The following is a 17,048-nucleotide window of genomic DNA, read 5'->3' on the forward strand; positions in this document are numbered from 1 at the left end:
AGACTTACACCAAGGATGGTACAGCTTTAACAGCTGTCGAAAGTCCGATTGTAGGAGCGGTGAAGTTGAGTTCAACCGGCCTAGACAATGGTAATCAACGAATTACTAACGTGGCAGCCGGGGTTCAAGCTACAGATGCCGTAAATATGTCGCAGTTGAATGATCTTACTACAAAAGTAGATTCTAATAAGATTGAATACGTATCGATTAAATCTTCCGAAACAGAAAATAAACTTAATGATGGGGCTACGGGAGATAACTCGATTGCTATTGGTCCTAAAGCAAAAGTAACGGTTGAGAGTGCTGTTGCTATTGGTTCCCAATCTGAAATTAGTAATTCTAATTTTGGAAGTGCCTATGGTGCCACTTCTAAGGTAAACGGTTCGGAACAAGGAACTGCAATTGGTTACGGTGCTTTAGTAGATAATTCGTTATTTGGAACTGCACTCGGTACAAGGGCTAACGTTACTAATTCACTCCAGGGGACTGCTGTAGGGCAATCGGCTAATGTTAGTGGTTCTCCTTATGGGACTTCCTTAGGCACATTTGCTAAAGTAATAAACTCTGATTCCGGTATTGCTATTGGTTCTATGGCAAATGTTAATAATGCAACTTATGGTATGGCTGTAGGTATTAATAGTTCCGTTACTAATCAAGGTGGTACAGCCTTAGGTTATGGAACGTTTGTAACAGAAAAATCAGGGGTTGCCTTGGGCTTAGGTGCAGTGGCTAATCGAAGCGGTGAAGTGTATGGCTACCTGATGGTGTAACCTTTACGGATGACGCATCAGTAGCAGCTTATCTAGGTAAAACTGCTGAGTTTGAACAGGCACATCAAGATTATGTTGAAAAAGTACAAATCTTCCAGGAAAAATTAGCCGCATATCAGCAGAATCCAAGAGATCCAAATGCAATACAGGCTTATGTAGATGCCGCAAACGCTATGGAGAAAAGTTTTGAAAAACGTACTGGGATTATTGCAGCGTATAAATCTAGTTATGGCGCTGTTTCCATCGGTGGTTCAGGTGCAACTCGTCAGATTATTAACGTAGTAGCCGGTACAGAAGATTCTGATGCAGTTAATTTGGCTCAACTTAAGACTGTAGAAAAAATTGCTAAAGCCCATACCGAGCTCACTCTCGACGGTAAATCTGCCAAAGCCGGTGCTGATGGTAAATTAGGCGAATACATTGGTGAAAACAACCTCACCATGGCTGTTAAAGATGTTAACGGCCAGAAAGTTTATGACCTCAAATTGAAGAATGAAGTTGTTATCGGTCAACCTGGTAAGGACGGTAAAGACGGTACACCTGGTAGCATCGGCTTAGTTGGCCCACAAGGTCCTGCCGGTGAAGATGGTCAACCGGGTAAAAACGCGTATGGCGAAATTTCTGTGAAGAACGGCGTTGACGGTGTCGATGGCAAGCATGGTAAAGATGGTATCACTCGTATCGTTTATGAAGATGAAAAGGGTGAAGAACGAGTTGTCGCTACTCTAGATGACGGCTTGAAATTTGCCGGTGATACAGAAAATGTAACTATCGCTAAGAAACTTAACGAAACATTAGAAGTTAAAGGTGGCATTAGTGATACAAGCTTGTTAACAGATAACAACATCGGTGTGGTAGCGAAAGCTGACGGCGGGTTAACTGTTAAATTGGCTAAGGATCTTAGCTTATCTGATGGTAGTGTAGCCTTTGCCGAAACTGCAAAAGGTAAAGATGGTAATGCTCTTGTAAAAGGTGAAGATGGTAACTGGTACACCGATTTAACCGACGCGGTTTATGATGCAGATTCGCAGACTTACACCAAGGATGGTGCAGCTTTAACGGCTGTCGAAAGTCCGATTGTAGGAGTGGTGAAGTTAAGTTCTACCGGTTTAGACAATGGCAATCAACGTATTGTTAACGTAGCAACTGGTATTAATGGTACTGACGCAGTCAATGTTGACCAACTCGACGCAGCTATTTCTAAGGTATCCTCAGACGTTGGCGGCGCTCATACCGAACTTACTCTCGACGGTAAATCTGCCAAAGCCGGTGCTGATGGCGCATTAGGCGAATACATTGGCGATAACAATCTCACTATGGCTGTTAAAGATGTCAACGGTCAGAAGGTTTACGACCTCAAATTGAAGAATGAAGTTGTCATCGGTCAACCAGGTAAGGATGGTAAAGATGGTACCCCTGGTAGCATCGGCTTAGTAGGTCCACAAGGCCCTGCCGGTGAAGACGGACAACCGGGCAAAAATGCTTATGGCGAAATCTCCGTGAAGAACGGTGTCGATGGTGTCGATGGCAAGCATGGTAAAGACGGTATCACTCGTATCGTTTATGAAGATGAGAAGGGCGAAGAACATACGGTAGCTACGTTGGAAGACGGTTTAAAGTTTGCCGGTGATACAGAAAATGTAACTATCGCTAAGAAACTTAACGAAACATTAGATGTTAAAGGCGGCATCAGCGATACAAGTTTACTCACGGACAATAACATTGGTGTTGTTGCTGAAGATAAAGGTGGCTTAACCGTTAAATTAGCTAAGAACCTTAGCTTATCTGATGGTAGTGTAGCCTTTGCCGAAACGGCGAAAGATAAAGATGGTAATGCTCTTGTAAAAGGTGAAGATGGTAACTGGTACACTGATTTAACCGATGCGGTTTATGATGCAGACTCGCAGACTTACACCAAGGATGGTGCAGCTTTAACGGCTGTCGAAAGTCCGGTTGTGGGAGCGGTGAAGTTAAGCTCGACCGGTCTCGACAATGGCAATCAGCGGATCGTTAATGTAGCAGCCGGTATTAACGGCATGGATGCGGTCAATGTTGACCAACTCGACGCAGCCATTTCTAAAGTATCCTCAGACGTTGGCGGTGCTCATACTGAACTTACTCTTGACGGTAAATCTGCTAAAGCCGGTGCTGATGGCGCCTTAGGCGATTACATTGGTGAAAACAATCTCACCATGGCTGTTAAAGACGTTAACGGTCAGAAGGTTTACGACCTTAAATTGAAGAACGAAGTTGTCATAGGTCAACCTGGTAAGGACGGCAAAGACGGTACACCTGGTAGCATCGGTTTAGTTGGTCCTCAAGGCCCTGCCGGTGAAGATGGGCAGCCAGGCAAAAATGCATATGGCGAAATCTCCGTTAAGAACGGTGTCGATGGTGTCGACGGCAAGCACGGTAAAGACGGCATTACCCGTATCGTTTATGAAGATGAAAACGGTGAAGAACATACCGTAGCTACGCTGGAAGACGGCTTGAAATTTGCCGGTGATACAGAAAATGTAACTATCGCTAAGAAACTCAATGAAACACTAGAAGTTAAAGGTGGTATCAGCGATGAAAGCTTGTTGACAGACAATAACATTGGTGTCGTTGCTCAAGACAAAGGCGGCTTAACCGTTAAATTAGCTAAGAACCTTAACTTGGCTGATGGTAGTGTACGCATTGGTGGAACGACTGCTGAAGACGGCACTGTTACCGGTGGTATTTATATCGCTAAGCAACAAGGTGTAGTAACAACTAAAGACGGCGTAACTGATGATGGTTCCTTTATTACAGGCTTATCAAATACTAAATGGGATCCTGCGACTAACGGTATCGTGAGTGGTCGAGCTGCAACTGAAGATCAGTTGAATGCAGCTATTTCCAAAGTATCTGAAGCAGTTGGCGGTGCTCATACTGAACTTACTCTTGACGGTAAATCTGCTAAAGCCGGTGCTGATGGTAAATTAGGCGAATACATTGGTGAAAACAACCTCACTATGGCTGTGAAGGATGTTAACGGTCAGAAAGTTTATGACCTCAAATTGAAGAATGAAGTTGTCATCGGTCAACCTGGTAAGGACGGCAAAGACGGTACACCTGGTAGCATCGGTTTAGTTGGTCCACAAGGCCCTGCCGGTGAAGATGGACAACCGGGCAAGAATGCTTACGGCGAAATCTCCGTGAAGAACGGCGTTGACGGTGTTGACGGTAAGCATGGTAAAGACGGTATTACCCGTATCGTTTATGAAGATGAAAAGGGCGAAGAACATACCGTAGCTACGCTGGAAGACGGCTTGAAATTTGCCGGTGATACAGAAAATGTAACTATCGCTAAGAAACTCAATGAAACCTTAGAAGTTAAAGGTGGTATCAGCAATGCAAGTCTACTTACGGACAACAACATTGGTGTTGTTGCTGAAGAAAAAGGTGGCTTAACCGTTAAATTAGCGAAGAACCTTAACTTGAATGACGGTAGTATTCGCATTGGTGGAACGACTGCTGAAGACGACACTCTTACCGGTGGTATCTACATAGCTAATCAGAAAGCAGTACCAACAACTAAGGATGGTAAGAAAGAAGACGGTTTATTCATTACGGGCTTAGCTAATACCGATTGGAATCCGGACGCAAATGGCATTGTTGAAAACCGTGCAGCTACTGAAAAACAACTGAAAGCAGTTGCCGACTCTTCCGCAAGAATTGACGCCGCTAACTTGTCAGAGGATAATGTAAATAGTTGGAAGACTAAATTGGGTATTACCGACACACTTCTTGGTGAAGCAGGTGCTTGGAAGTTAACGGTAAATGGTGCCGGCGAACGCTTCATTAAGAAAGGCTCTGTGATTAACTTCGTTAACGGTTCTAAAGTTCAGATTGCCCAGAGTGGTAATGATATCACGGTTGGTTTAGACCCAACATTTGTTAAGAATGTTGAGGATAATACAACCAATATCACCAATTTGGACAAACGTGTAACTAAGGTTGAAGGCGATGTAACCAATGTTAAGAAAGACATTACTAAGATTAACAATGACATCACCAATATCAACAAGGATATCACAAATATTAACACTAAGATTGAAACAATCGAGGGTAAAGCAGGCGTAGCCAATGTAGTCGGCGATCCGGAAACCGGTGTTAAGGTTGAAAAAGTTGATACTAATGATGCAACAAAAGGCGTAAAAGTTAGTCTTGAAGAAAAAATTACGGTAGGTGGTATTACAATTGACGGCACAACTCCAAGCGAAGGTGAAACGGCAAATCGTACAATTACCGGCTTAACCAATACAACTTGGGATGCTAATAAGGCTGTTGATGACCGCGCCGCTACGGAAGGTCAGTTGAAGGACTTTGCTAAGAGTATTGCCGGTACGGCCGGAGCTACTACGATTAATGGTGACGATAATATCAACGCTGTTAAAGTGGAAGGCAAGAACGAATACAACTTATCCTTGAACGATGATTTGAAGGTAGGCAACAGCATTGCCGTTAATAACATGACGTACATTTCCAAAGATGGTATCAATGCTAATGATAAGGAAATTAAGAACGTGAAAGCTGTTGAACTTTCGGCAGATGGCACGAGCGCTGCTACAACCGGTCAGGTTTACACAGTTCGTCAAGAAATGGCAACCGCAATCGGTGGCGTAGCTACAGCCGTTCAGAACAATGCTCGTCAAATTTCCAAATTGGACTCGAAAGTCAATAAATCCGGTGCCGGTGCAGCCGCCTTGGCAGCCTTACATCCACTGGATTACGATCCTGACAACAAATGGAACTTCACGGCCGGTATGGGTACTTACCACGGTTCTAATGCCGTAGCTTTGGGTGCCTTCTATCGTCCGAATGAAAATACATTGTTCAGTATCGGCGGCTCTATGGGCAATGGGGAAAACATGATGAACGTTGGCGTCAGCATGAAGTTCGGTAACTCCAATCCATATGCGGGCATGAGCAAAGGTCGTTTGATTGAGTATGTTGAAAAACAGACCAGTGAAATCGACGATTTGAAAGCGCAGAACGAAAGCCAAAACGAACGTATTCAAAAACTGGAAGAATTGGTTCAGTCCTTAATGGCTGCCCGATAGTTTAAAGAAGTTAGTTTTTAAAAACTTGGGAATGTGTAAGTAGTTAAAAGATGTTAAGCGAACAAGTGCTTAAAAGATGTTAAGTGTACAAGTAGTTAAGCTTTTGGTAATAGGCAAAGCAAAGTAGTTGGCAGTACCTTTAATGTAAGGGTGTATATAGCATTTACTCTATGGTTAGTGTTAAGGCGGGAGGTGAATCGGAGGAGCCAAAGTAAGTGGTTCCTGCAAATGTAGATTTAGTTAACAGTGGCAGTCATTGGCTGCAGGGGACACTGGTTGACTTTAAAATCTGCAGTAATAACTATTCTTCTCAAACAAATGAGGCTGTATCTAAAATGTGGGTAAATCTACATTTTGATACAGCCTCATTGTTTTTTAGTTTTTTCAAAAAAGAAATCACCGGAAGGACGCAATCCATGATTAGACATGGCACTCTTCATATTAAGGCAGCAAATGCGATTTTCTGCTGTCGGTGATTTAAATTTAATTGTATCACACAACTCTAAAATAATTTAGTCGATTAAGGGAATCATGTTTTTCCCTTGTTCCGTTGAGTATTTTAAAGCAATACTATATAATTAATTAGATAGAGATTTTTAACATAAGTTGTGAAGGAGACAATATGCGATTACGTAGAAAACCTTGGATTGACGAGGCTATTCATGAATATGATTCCCACGTGATTTTAGAAAACCACGAGGAACACAAAGGCAAGTGGCGAGAGATGTTTGAAGACCCGACCAAACCTTTGTACTTTGAACTGGGCACCGGTAAGGGCCGCTTCATTGCGGGCATGGCAGAAACTCATTCGGAAGCCAATTTTGTAGGTTTTGAAGTGCAGCTCGGCGTTTTATACTACGCGGCTCAGAAGATTTTTGAACGAAATTTGCCAAATGCCAAAGTATCTTTATTTGATATTGCCGGTATCGAAGACGTGGTAGAACCGGGCGAAATCGATCGTTTTTACATCAACTTCTGCGATCCATGGCCAAAAGCACGTCATGCGAAACGTCGTTTAACCTATCGCACGTTTTTAGACAGATATGCTCGTTTGTTAAAACCACAGGGCGAAATTCATTTCAAAACAGATAATGAAGGACTCTTTTTGTTCTCCTTGGAAGAATTTAAAGAATACGGCTGGACGTTAAAAAATGTAACTTACGATTTACACAGCACGGATACGCCGAATGTAATGACTGAATACGAAGAAAAATTTAGCAAAAAAGGACAGCCGATTTTCCGCCTGGAAGCAATTAAACCTGAGGAGGCGTAATTATGGCGCAAAAGGTTAAAAAATTACCTTCGTTCAGTTTGAAAACGCTGTTCCGCAATGATGCACAGGCTATTATGGTAATGGTTGCCATTTGGATTATTATTGGGAGCCTCAATATTTATAGTGCCACCTCGGTGGATTTAGTGCGTCAAGATTCATTCTTTTCCAGTAATATTGTGAAGCACCTAATATATTTAACCCTTGGTCTGTTTTTGGGGCGAGCGGTGTATCGGCTGGATTATCGAAGGCTGAAAGCGGAAAAGTTTTTAAATATAATTTCGTTGTTCCTTATCGTTTTATTGGTTGCCGTATTTGCGGGCGTGCAGGTTAACGGGGCGTATCGCTGGATTTCCTTGCCTTTTGGCGTATCCATACAGCCGTCGGAATTTGCAAAATTAGGCGGCATTATTTGGACTTGTAAATACATTGAAGATTGGCGTAAGCGTTATCCTCATGTAGAACTTTTGGAAAAACACGATTTATACGGCCGACGATTTACGCCGCCCTTTACCTATCGGCCAACCAAAGCACTTTGGGCACCTATGGCCTTTGCGGCGCTCACCTTGGTAGAGCCGGATACAGGGACGGCCATGTTAATTTTGGCATTCCCTTTACTGCTGATGATAATCGGTAAAATGAGTCGTACATCGTTGACTCAACTAAAATACCTCGGGTTCATGGGAATAATCGGCTTTATTGTTTTGATTTGGGTTTCGGACTATCGGCGTGACCGTATTTTAGCATGGTGGGACCCTTGGGGCCATTCATTGACGAAGAGCTTCCAAAGCGTACAAAGTCTTGTGGCCATCGGATCCGGTGGGATTTTTGGCCAAGGCCTTGGTGAGGGGACGGCTAAGTACTTCTACTTACCGGAAGCTCATACCGACTTTGCCTTTGCCGTTTGGGCGCAAGAAACAGGCATATTGGGCGCGCTGTTTTTAGCGATTGTCATATTCCTGTTTGTCGTTTACGGTTTGCGCGTAGCGGCCGACGCCCGGGATTTATTCGGAAAACTATTAGCCATCGGCATTACTTGCCTCATTGGTGGTCAGGCCTTTTTCAACATGCTAATGGTTTGCGGCATTTTGCCGGTTACCGGTGTACCGTTGCCATTCGTTTCCTACGGCGGTTCATCATTGTTGATGAACATTTTTGCCGTGTCCATTTTGCTCAGCATTTCACGGAGCAATGAGCTCGCTAATCGCCAGATTGGTGCGCAAGGTGTGGCACCATCCCTTCGAGAAGAGACGCGCAGTCGTTTCAGACCATCCACCGGGGATACTAAGTAGAGCCGTGTGTTATTTATGGCTTTTTAGTATCGTAGTGTTATAGAATTATAGTGCTGTAGTGTTTTAAAATTGCAATGCTATATTGCTATATTGCTATATTGCTATGGTATTTTCGTGTTATAGAGTTTTCATTTTGTAGTGTTTTTGTTTAAAAAAAGGATTTCAGAAAGGATTTAGAGGCATGAAAGACTTTATTGACGTATCTGAACGGCCGTCAAACGCGGCCATGTTGCCGTTGAGTTTCCAGCATTTATTCGCTATGTTCGGGGCTACCGTGTTGGTACCGTATTTGTTAAAAGCGGATCCGGCAACGGCGTTATTTATGAATGGGATTGGCACCATTTTGTACTTATTTATTTGTAAAGGGAAAATTCCTTCTTACTTGGGTTCCAGTTTCGCCTTTATCGCACCGGTATTATCCGTTATGGCCGCCGGCATGTCCTACGAAGCGGCGCAGGGCGGTTTCATCGCCTTCGGTTTGGCCTTCATCGTATTGTCCTTCATCGTTCGTGCAGTCGGTATCGGCTGGATTGACTTGTTATTCCCACCGGCAGCCATGGGTGCTATAATCGCCGTTATCGGCTTGGAACTCGGCCCGGTTGCCATGGGCATGGCCGGCATCGTTGGTGACAGCTGGCAAACTTTGGGCATGACGCACACCCAAGTTGTGACGATTTCCATGTTCTCCTTGATTGTAACTATCTTGGGCACCGTTATTTTCCGTGGTTTCTTTGCCGTAATTCCGGTATTAATCGGCGTTGTGTCCGGCTATGTGTTGGCGGCCATCATGGGTGTAGTCGATTTTTCAAAAGTATCCGAAGCGGCTTGGTTCTCCTTGCCTCATATGACCACACCGGTTTTCAACATTAACGCTATTTTGATGATTATGCCGGCTTTGTTCGTAGTATTTGCAGAACACGTTGGCCACTTGGTGGTAACCAGTAACATCGTAGGTCGCGACCTCATGAAGGATCCGGGACTTGAACGCTCTTTGTTCGGTGACGGTGTTGCCAACATCCTGTCCGGCTTCTTCGGTGCGACACCAAATACAACCTATGGTGAAAACATCGGCGTTTTGGCCATCACGCGCGTTTTCAGCGTGTACGTTATCGGCGGGGCGGCCGTTTTGGCAATCATCTTCTCCTTTATCGGTAAAATTGCAGCATTGATCCATGCCATTCCGGTACCGGTAATGGGTGGCGTAAGTATCTTGTTGTTCGGTATCATCGCAGCATCCGGTTTGCGTATGCTCGTTGAACGTAAAGTTGACTACACGCGTCCTGACAACTTGATTTTAACGTCCATCGTTATGATTACCGGCCTCAGCGGCGCGCAGGTAACCCTTGGTCCGGTTGTGCTTCAGGGCATGGGCCTTGCTACTGTTGTAGCTGTTATTTTAAGCCTTTGCTTCGCCATTCTTCGCAAAACGGGCATTGGTAATAAACAGCTTAAACATGACTAAGTTGAGGTTGTGTTTTGCTTGAACAGTGTATACGGTACGGCTAAGTTATAACTAGATTATAGGTAGGTTGTGATTTAGCCTGTATTTGACAGTGTATAATCAGCACTGATATAATAATTGGGTAACCTTGAAGGGAGTTTGCAATTATGATTCATGATTAAGTATTATTTATGATTCGTGATTGTGAAAATATCAGGTTATCCTATTATGCGCCTATAGCTCAGGGGATAGAGCGTCGGTCTCCGGAACCGAGTGCGCAGGTTCGAATCCTGCTAGGCGCACCATAGATACTTACTGACTTTATAGATGGTTGTAACAATAGAAGTTACTAATTTTATGTCAAATATTATGTCAGTTTTAAGAAAAAGGTAGAAAATGAACGTCATTTTCTACCTTTTTTTGTTTCTAACCATCTATTGATTGACATTGTTGGTTAGAATGATTAGAATATAGTTAGAAATGGTTAGAGTTTGGTTAGTATATGAATAGAATATGGATAGAAAAAATAAAGAGTAATTAGAATATATCTGGGGGAATTTTAAGGAGTGATTAGAATGCGTTTTCAAGAAACTGAAACTGTAGAGTTGAAAGCAATCATACAGGATGACATAAAGAAGGAAATTATTGCTTTTGCCAATGGAGAAGGTGGGACTATATATGTTGGCGTCTCTGATGATGGTACAGTATTAGGTGTAGAAAACTCTGATGAATGTGCATTACAGATTTCTAATATGATACGTGATGCAGTAAAGCCGGATATTACTATGTTTGTTCATTATGAAACGATAAGACGTGATGGTAAAGATATTGTCGCTGTCAATGTTCAGCGCGGTACAAATAGACCTTATTATCTGGCAAAAAAAGGCTTGAGACCTGAAGGTGTTTATGTGCGGCAAGGTTATTCTGCAGTTCCGGCGACAGATACAGCGATTCGGCAGATGATTAAAGAAACCGATGGTGATAGCTTTGAAGATATGCGCTCTATCAATCAAGCCTTAACATTTGAAGAAACAAAAAAGGAATTTAATAAGAGAAATGTTGCCTTCGGTCAGCCACAAATGCAAACTTTGAAACTTGTTTCTACTGATGGTTTGTATACTAATTTGGGTTTACTTTTATCTGAACAGTGTCCTTGCACCATTAAAGTTGCTCTATTTCAGGGCAAGGATCAAAGTATATTTAAAGATCGTGGAGAGTTTTCCGGTTCCCTTATGCAACAGATGAATGAAGTTTACGATTACATTAATAGGCGTAATCAGACTCGTTCGACTTTCGAGGGATTATTACGCATTGACACTCGCGATTATCCGGAAGTCGCTGTTAGAGAAGCCTTGTTGAATTCGTTAGTACACCGTGATTATTCCTTTAGAGCAAGTACATTGATTAGTATTTATGTTGACCGAATTGAATTTGTTTCTATTGGAGGATTATTGCCAGGATTAGAAATGGAAGACTTGATGATGGGGGTGTCTATGTGCCGTAATCCAAATCTAGCTAATGTTTTCTATCGTTTAGAACTTATAGAAGTATATGGTACAGGCATGCAAAAAATTATGAGGGCCTATGAAAATTTATCGTTAAAACCTCAACTGAAGGTTACAAATAATGCGTTTAAAATTATCTTACCTAATGTAAATTATATAGATGAATTTGCAGAAACACCTAAGAAGGTTGAAGAAACTATTGTTCCATATGCAGGTTCTAATGAAGGAAAAGTTATAAAATTTTTAATAGAAAATACCATGATTACACGTAAGGAAGTTCAAACATTATTGGGCATCAGTCAGTCTACTGCGGGAAGGATTTTAAGAACTATGGTAGATAGAGGTCTGATTATTCAGCTTGGGGGAAGCCGTGATATACGGTATGAATTGGTAAAAAAGTAAAAAATACTTCAAATATGTATTTACAGCTCATATATTTTTAGATATCTTTAATATAAGATGAAAAGTGAATGCAAGGGATAGAGTGTCATAATTTTTATCTTGGCGATGAGTGTTAGCTTTACTTTATTTAGGGAGGGTATTATGAGGTTAAAAGTCGGTGTTGTGTTTGTGATGATGTTTATTTTGAGTATTTTTACAGTGTTTGGCTATAATAAAAGTAATCCGGGACCTCTTGTCAGTAATGCACTGAAAACAATCTTTACCGATTATGGTAGGCAGAATTTTATTGAGTTACCAACGAAAGATCCAAATAATCAAATATTTGCTACGGTAAATGGTGATAATACTTTTTTTAGAGTTTTACTAAAACCGAATACGGATGGAGAATCTGGAGTTATAAAAAGTGATGATCAGGCGATGTATTCATACTCTCATGGAGTTTTCTTTGTTGATTATGCAAAAGAAACTGTAAAAGTCATTTTTTATATATCTACTATTGTTCCGAGTATTGATTGGTACGTGACGGCTCCCTCGCATGAAATAATCGTGTCACTTGAAGGTGTTGATGATAGAGACATTAATTCAGAGCCGCAAGAAGTGACGAAAGATATGCAACTATATGAAGTATTAACGACTATCCAAAGCAATTATGACAAGGGTTTGATAACAAATCAATCTTCGGAATAAATAGTTTGATTTTTATTTTGGATACGGTTTCATTGAGAGAAGAGGGGGTTTATGAGAAAAGTAATTGTATTCATGGCCATGGCACTGATTATTATGGTTCTCACCGCCTGTGCCGGGCAATCAAGTACAGCCAAAGAAAATTCGAATTCGAATGTTAAAGGGGAAGCCAGTGTTGTGAAAACGCAAGAAGACACACCAAAAGTAACGAATCGGAAATTAAAAATGACCGTCGATGGTCAGGTGATTTCTATCGTTCTCTATGATACTCCTACGGCCAATGCCCTTTATGAGGCCCTGCCTATGACGCTGAGTTTTTCAGATTATAGCGGTACCGAGAAAATTGCTTATCCGCCTGAAAAGCTGCCGACAAAGGGGGAACCGGATGCAACAGATCCTGATGTAGGTGATTTGTGCTACTTCGCACCATGGGGCAATCTATGCATTTTTTATAAAGACTTTGGAAATTCACCAGGGCTAATTAAATTAGGGCGTGTAGAGTCAGGGATGGAACTTTTGTCCGGCTTGAAAGGCGATTTCACAGCGACCATAGAGAAGGTTGAATAATATCTGATTTCTAATAATCTTTAGAATCGTAGAAAAACTGAGGTGTGATGATTACCTCAGTTTTTTGCTATATGAGTACGTTTTTGTATTGAAGTGTGAAAGTTTTTGCGTTGAGATATGAATATTCTTTGAATGAACTATAAAGTGGCTTGCTTACCGATAACTTTCATCGTATTATATAGGTGAAATTAAGTGTTTTTAGCATACGAAATATGGGGAAGACTTTGAAACGTTAAAGTATTTTAGGGAGTAGTTTAGTTATGGCAAAAACAATAGAGCCCGGCGATATCATTTTTTGTGAGCGCGGACTGTATGCTCATTTTGGTATCTATGTAGGTGATTTGAATGTAATCCATTTTGCCGGCGATGTAATTGACAAGTTCATGGGGGAAAATGTACCGGAAATTAAGCTGACAGATATTGAAGAGTTTAAAGGTACGGATGCACTGTATACCATTACGGCCGAGCATTTATTGTCGATGATTGATGACACCACGCCTTTTGAAGAAGGACGATATCAGTTTTATTCGGCTGAAAAAACGGTAGAACGAGCTTATGAGCGTTTATATGCTCCGATTAGTGAAAACTACGATTTGTTTGGGAATAATTGTGAGCATTTTGCCGTTTGGTGTAAAACAGGGCTTAATACCAGCCAGCAAGTTACTAATCTTAACAATTTGCTGGATGGGGAGTTTTTGGATGTAGGGCTAAGCCTGTTAAATATAGCGTTTTACCAGGAAGAAGCGGTGTATTAGTTAATATTTAAATATCAACAAAAGCTGAGACAATTTGCCTCAGCTTTTTTCGTTGCTTTGTATTTTTTTATTCCCCCAACATAACAATATCATCAAACAGTAGTCTGGCTCTATCAATCGGAGAATTTATATCATCGTGGTAATGTCCGAAGTACCATTTCTTAAAAGTAAGTTTCGGCTTTAGCTCGGTCAAGAACTCCTGTGTCGGGCAGGTAATGTTGACTTTATTAAAAAGTAAATGACGAATGATATGAATAAATTGTTTGGGTGCCTGATGGGTGATGATGTAATCTACGTTAAAGTTGTGCTTTTTCAAGTTTTCAATAGCATAGGATTGTTCTTCAGTTGTCGAGTTTTCTTGCTCCCACCATGAAATGCTCGGCGTTCTGTATTGTTTATCCACACTGGCAGCGCCACCGAAAGTGAAGATAGTCTGGTTTTCCATAGTAAAGATTTCGCCACGCATGAGATGGTAGATGCCATCTAAATCGTGAACGCGGCCACCCCATTTTTCAATGACAGGATAGGTATATAATAAGTCAAAATTTTCGTGATTGCCGTCAACGAAGCAAGTAGTGAAGGGGGCATTTCTTAATAAGTCTAATAATTTATCGTCTTTATAGTGCATGTCTAAGGCCCGACTGTACCAAGGTATACCAAAGTCACCGGCAACAATCAAAATGTCGTCCTTGGTACATTCGCTTAGTACTTTGATATATTCTTGTATTTGTTCTTTTTCACCATGAAGATCGCCTGTAACAAAAATCATAGGTTAACTCCTTTTTATTCAATCTCGAAAAATTCCCATATCTCATCCAATGAAACGGGGAAGAAGTGATTGGCGTCGACGCCCACGTCGTAGCGTCGAATGCCTTCCGCGCGATTTCGTTCGTTATACTCGCCCGTTGAGTGGATGTGACCATGCAACATCATGCTGCCGTGACGATAGCGATTCCACGCTAAAATCGGATAGTGCATCAAGGCGATAGGGATTTTTTTATCAGTCAAATATTTATAATCACACATCTCTTTAAAAATTTTGGCATCATATTTCTTATACTTATCATGATTGCCTATGAGGAGCGTCTTTTTACCATTCAGACGACTCAGTAAGGAATTAGCCTCCTGTGGTTCTAGTTTTTGCGTTAAATCCCCTAAGAGATATACCGTATCTTTTTTAGAAACAAGGCTGTTGTAATTGGCGATGAGTGTTTCATTCATTTCTTCAACCGTGTCGAACGGACGATTTCTGTTTTTAATAACTTTTGGATAGCCTAGGTGCAGATCGCTGGTGAAATAAATCATGGTCGTTACTCCTGTCTTGGGGTATAATCTAGATAAGAATAGAGAACATATCGTAAGTTTAGGTGTGGTATTGGACTTACCGGGAATACGTTCAATACATCAGAGGTAGTGCGAATAGAAAGGGATATTGCATGGGAATTCTATTGCTTATAATTACCGGCCTCATTTATGGTTTGGTAGGATCGGTTATTTTGCACTTTATCAATAATATCTTTGCGCTTTTTGGCGAACCGACCATATTGGAACAGCCGTATATTTTAGATTTTTTGCAAAAATACAATTTACCGACACACAGTTTTGCCATATCTTATACTTGGGTGGCACTTTTCTTTTTAGTCGCCATCCTCTTATTTCAATTGCCACCGGTACAGGGATTGTTTTTAAAATTTAAAGCTATCAGCAAACCGGAAGGTGATTTAAAAACCTATTTAGATGCCTGCTGGCAAGATGTGTGTAATCGGGCCGGCGTTGATGCGGGGCGCTATCGGCTGTATGTACAGCACAGCAATCAGATTAATGCCTTTGCCTTAGGCCATGACCGGGTAGTCGTGTTGATGGGCTTGATTAATGAAATGAACTCGGCTGAACTTAAGGGCATTCTGGCGCATGAGCTCAGCCATTTGATTCATCGCGATACCACTTACGGTATGACGTCGGTGGCCATGCTCAATGTGTATAACGCTATCATAATTGCTTTTGAATTAATCGTTTGGATGATTACGATGGTATATAATATACTTCGTTACATTCCGTTTATCAATATCTTGGCAGTTATCTTTATGGCCTTTATCCTATTCATACGATTTATTGTACGAATCCTGCATAGTATCGCCAATTTCGGCTATGTGCTGTTGGCGCCGTTCGGTTCGCGTGTAGCCGAATATCGTGCCGATCGTTTTGCCCATGAGTTGGGCTTGGGGCAGGAACTCGCGTCGGCGTTGGCAAAACTGACACGCTACGGCGATACGGAAGGTTTTATCAATCAACTGGTCAGTGACCATCCGCCGCTGCGTAAACGAGTGGCTAAACTATATGAGTTGTCACAGCAGGAATAATTACTCTTAGAATTTAAAATGAAAGAAGTTTATATTTTATAAATGTATCATTCATCTGCAGTACTTTTTTTGCTATAATTAAATTATACAGTAATATCTACTTTTGATATAGCATTGTGTGGGATATATGCAAGTATTAAGAGTATAGGGATTTGTTGGTAATATAGGGATAAGGAGTGTTACTATGATGAGTTTTTTATTTTGGGTTCTTCTGATTTTTCTTGTTTACTATTTTATTACAAGATACAATCGGTTACAGGGTTTAAACCAAGAAATTAAAGAAGCAAGGTCTAATATTAAAGTAGTGGTAGAACGTAAAGTAGCGATTGTTAATCAGTTTGCAGATTTAGTTAACAGTTATGGTAGTTATGAAAAATTAATTCAACTTAAGGTGTCCGATAACTACACTGAAATGGCTCGTGCTACATCAGAAGCAGTTACTTCAATTAAAGCGTTAGCGAATACATATCCTGAATTAAAGTCTAGTGCTCATTATTCTAAATTCTTAGAGAATATTAGTCAAAATGAACAGATTTTGACTGAAAAACGTGAAACCTATAACTTTGTTGTTAAAGGCTATAATAGTCAAATTGCACAAATTCCAATGGTTTTTGTAGCTTCTGCGTTAGGTTTTAAAGAAGCTCCGTATTTTGATCCTAACAATGAGATTGGAATTGACTCCTTCAGTGGTGCAAATACCGAAGCCATTAAAGAATTAGCTATTAAAGGAACTGAAGTGTTAAAAGATAAAACAGAACAAATAAAAGACAAGATTAATAAATAATGCTTAAATTAAAAAAAGATGTATAAAATGTATAAATGATGAACCGACCCCTTAAAGTTAGACCTAAAAATCTAATTTTAAGGAGGTCGGTTTTTTCATGTCAAAATATAGTTTTAAATTTAAGCTAAAAG

Annotated in this window: 12 protein-coding genes, 1 tRNA gene and 1 pseudogene; 12 read left to right on the top strand and 2 right to left on the bottom strand. The window is 41.0% G+C overall.

From position 1 onward, the window contains the following. From E7204_RS01600 to E7204_RS01645, 10 genes and pseudogenes are all read left to right on the top strand, one after another. Positions 1 to 770: pseudogene (locus tag E7204_RS01600) on the top strand (hypothetical protein); the annotation flags it as partial. A 173-nt stretch (positions 771 to 943) separates the two neighbouring features. Continuing rightward, complete coding sequence (locus E7204_RS01605) at positions 944 to 5,857, top strand: YadA-like family protein (protein ID WP_295180935.1); 4,914 nt, start codon at positions 944 to 946, stop codon at positions 5,855 to 5,857. Positions 5,858 to 6,479: 622 nt separating this feature from the next. Further along, positions 6,480 to 7,130, top strand: a complete 651-nt coding sequence (gene trmB / locus E7204_RS01610; RefSeq protein ID WP_295180937.1) for a tRNA (guanosine(46)-N7)-methyltransferase TrmB — start codon at positions 6,480 to 6,482, stop codon at positions 7,128 to 7,130. Between the two features lie 2 nt (positions 7,131 to 7,132). Beyond that, on the top strand, positions 7,133 to 8,419 hold the full coding sequence (locus E7204_RS01615) for a putative peptidoglycan glycosyltransferase FtsW (protein ID WP_295180939.1): 1,287 nt from the start codon (positions 7,133 to 7,135) through the stop codon (positions 8,417 to 8,419). Positions 8,420 to 8,600: 181 nt separating this feature from the next. After that, the gene (gene uraA / locus E7204_RS01620; RefSeq protein ID WP_295180941.1) at positions 8,601 to 9,881 is read left to right on the top strand and encodes a uracil permease; all 1,281 of its coding nucleotides are present in this window, start codon (positions 8,601 to 8,603) and stop codon (positions 9,879 to 9,881) included. Positions 9,882 to 10,090: 209 nt separating this feature from the next. After that, positions 10,091 to 10,165 (top strand) — tRNA-Arg (locus tag E7204_RS01625). A gap of 270 nt (positions 10,166 to 10,435) precedes the next feature. Next, on the top strand, positions 10,436 to 11,767 hold the full coding sequence (locus E7204_RS01630) for an RNA-binding domain-containing protein (RefSeq protein WP_295180942.1): 1,332 nt from the start codon (positions 10,436 to 10,438) through the stop codon (positions 11,765 to 11,767). Positions 11,768 to 11,908: 141 nt separating this feature from the next. Beyond that, entirely contained in the window at positions 11,909 to 12,454 is a 546-nt protein-coding gene (locus E7204_RS01635) for a hypothetical protein (RefSeq protein WP_295180944.1), read from the top strand. Positions 12,455 to 12,505: 51 nt separating this feature from the next. Beyond that, positions 12,506 to 13,018, top strand: coding sequence for a cyclophilin-like fold protein (locus E7204_RS01640; protein WP_295180946.1), 513 nt, complete (start codon positions 12,506 to 12,508; stop codon positions 13,016 to 13,018). Between the two features lie 260 nt (positions 13,019 to 13,278). Next, the gene (locus E7204_RS01645; RefSeq protein WP_295180948.1) at positions 13,279 to 13,773 is read left to right on the top strand and encodes a lecithin retinol acyltransferase family protein; all 495 of its coding nucleotides are present in this window, start codon (positions 13,279 to 13,281) and stop codon (positions 13,771 to 13,773) included. A 67-nt stretch (positions 13,774 to 13,840) separates the two neighbouring features. Here the strand turns inward: E7204_RS01645 and E7204_RS01650 are convergent, their stop codons facing one another. Beyond that, positions 13,841 to 14,542, bottom strand: a complete 702-nt coding sequence (locus tag E7204_RS01650; protein ID WP_295180950.1) for a metallophosphoesterase — start codon at positions 14,540 to 14,542, stop codon at positions 13,841 to 13,843. A 14-nt stretch (positions 14,543 to 14,556) separates the two neighbouring features. Beyond that, a complete protein-coding gene (locus E7204_RS01655; protein ID WP_295180952.1) occupies positions 14,557 to 15,078 on the bottom strand; it encodes a metallophosphoesterase in 522 nt (173 codons plus the stop codon). A gap of 131 nt (positions 15,079 to 15,209) precedes the next feature. Here E7204_RS01655 and E7204_RS01660 point away from each other — a divergent pair, with 131 nt between their 5' ends. Both E7204_RS01660 and E7204_RS01665 read left to right on the top strand, forming a co-directional pair. Continuing rightward, complete coding sequence (locus E7204_RS01660; protein WP_295180954.1) at positions 15,210 to 16,133, top strand: M48 family metalloprotease; 924 nt, start codon at positions 15,210 to 15,212, stop codon at positions 16,131 to 16,133. A 184-nt stretch (positions 16,134 to 16,317) separates the two neighbouring features. Beyond that, complete coding sequence (locus tag E7204_RS01665; RefSeq protein WP_295180956.1) at positions 16,318 to 16,917, top strand: LemA family protein; 600 nt, start codon at positions 16,318 to 16,320, stop codon at positions 16,915 to 16,917. Positions 16,918 to 17,048 lie beyond the last annotated feature (131 nt).

Source organism: Veillonella sp., from assembly GCF_015058545.1.
Classification (GTDB): domain Bacteria; phylum Bacillota; class Negativicutes; order Veillonellales; family Veillonellaceae; genus Veillonella_A.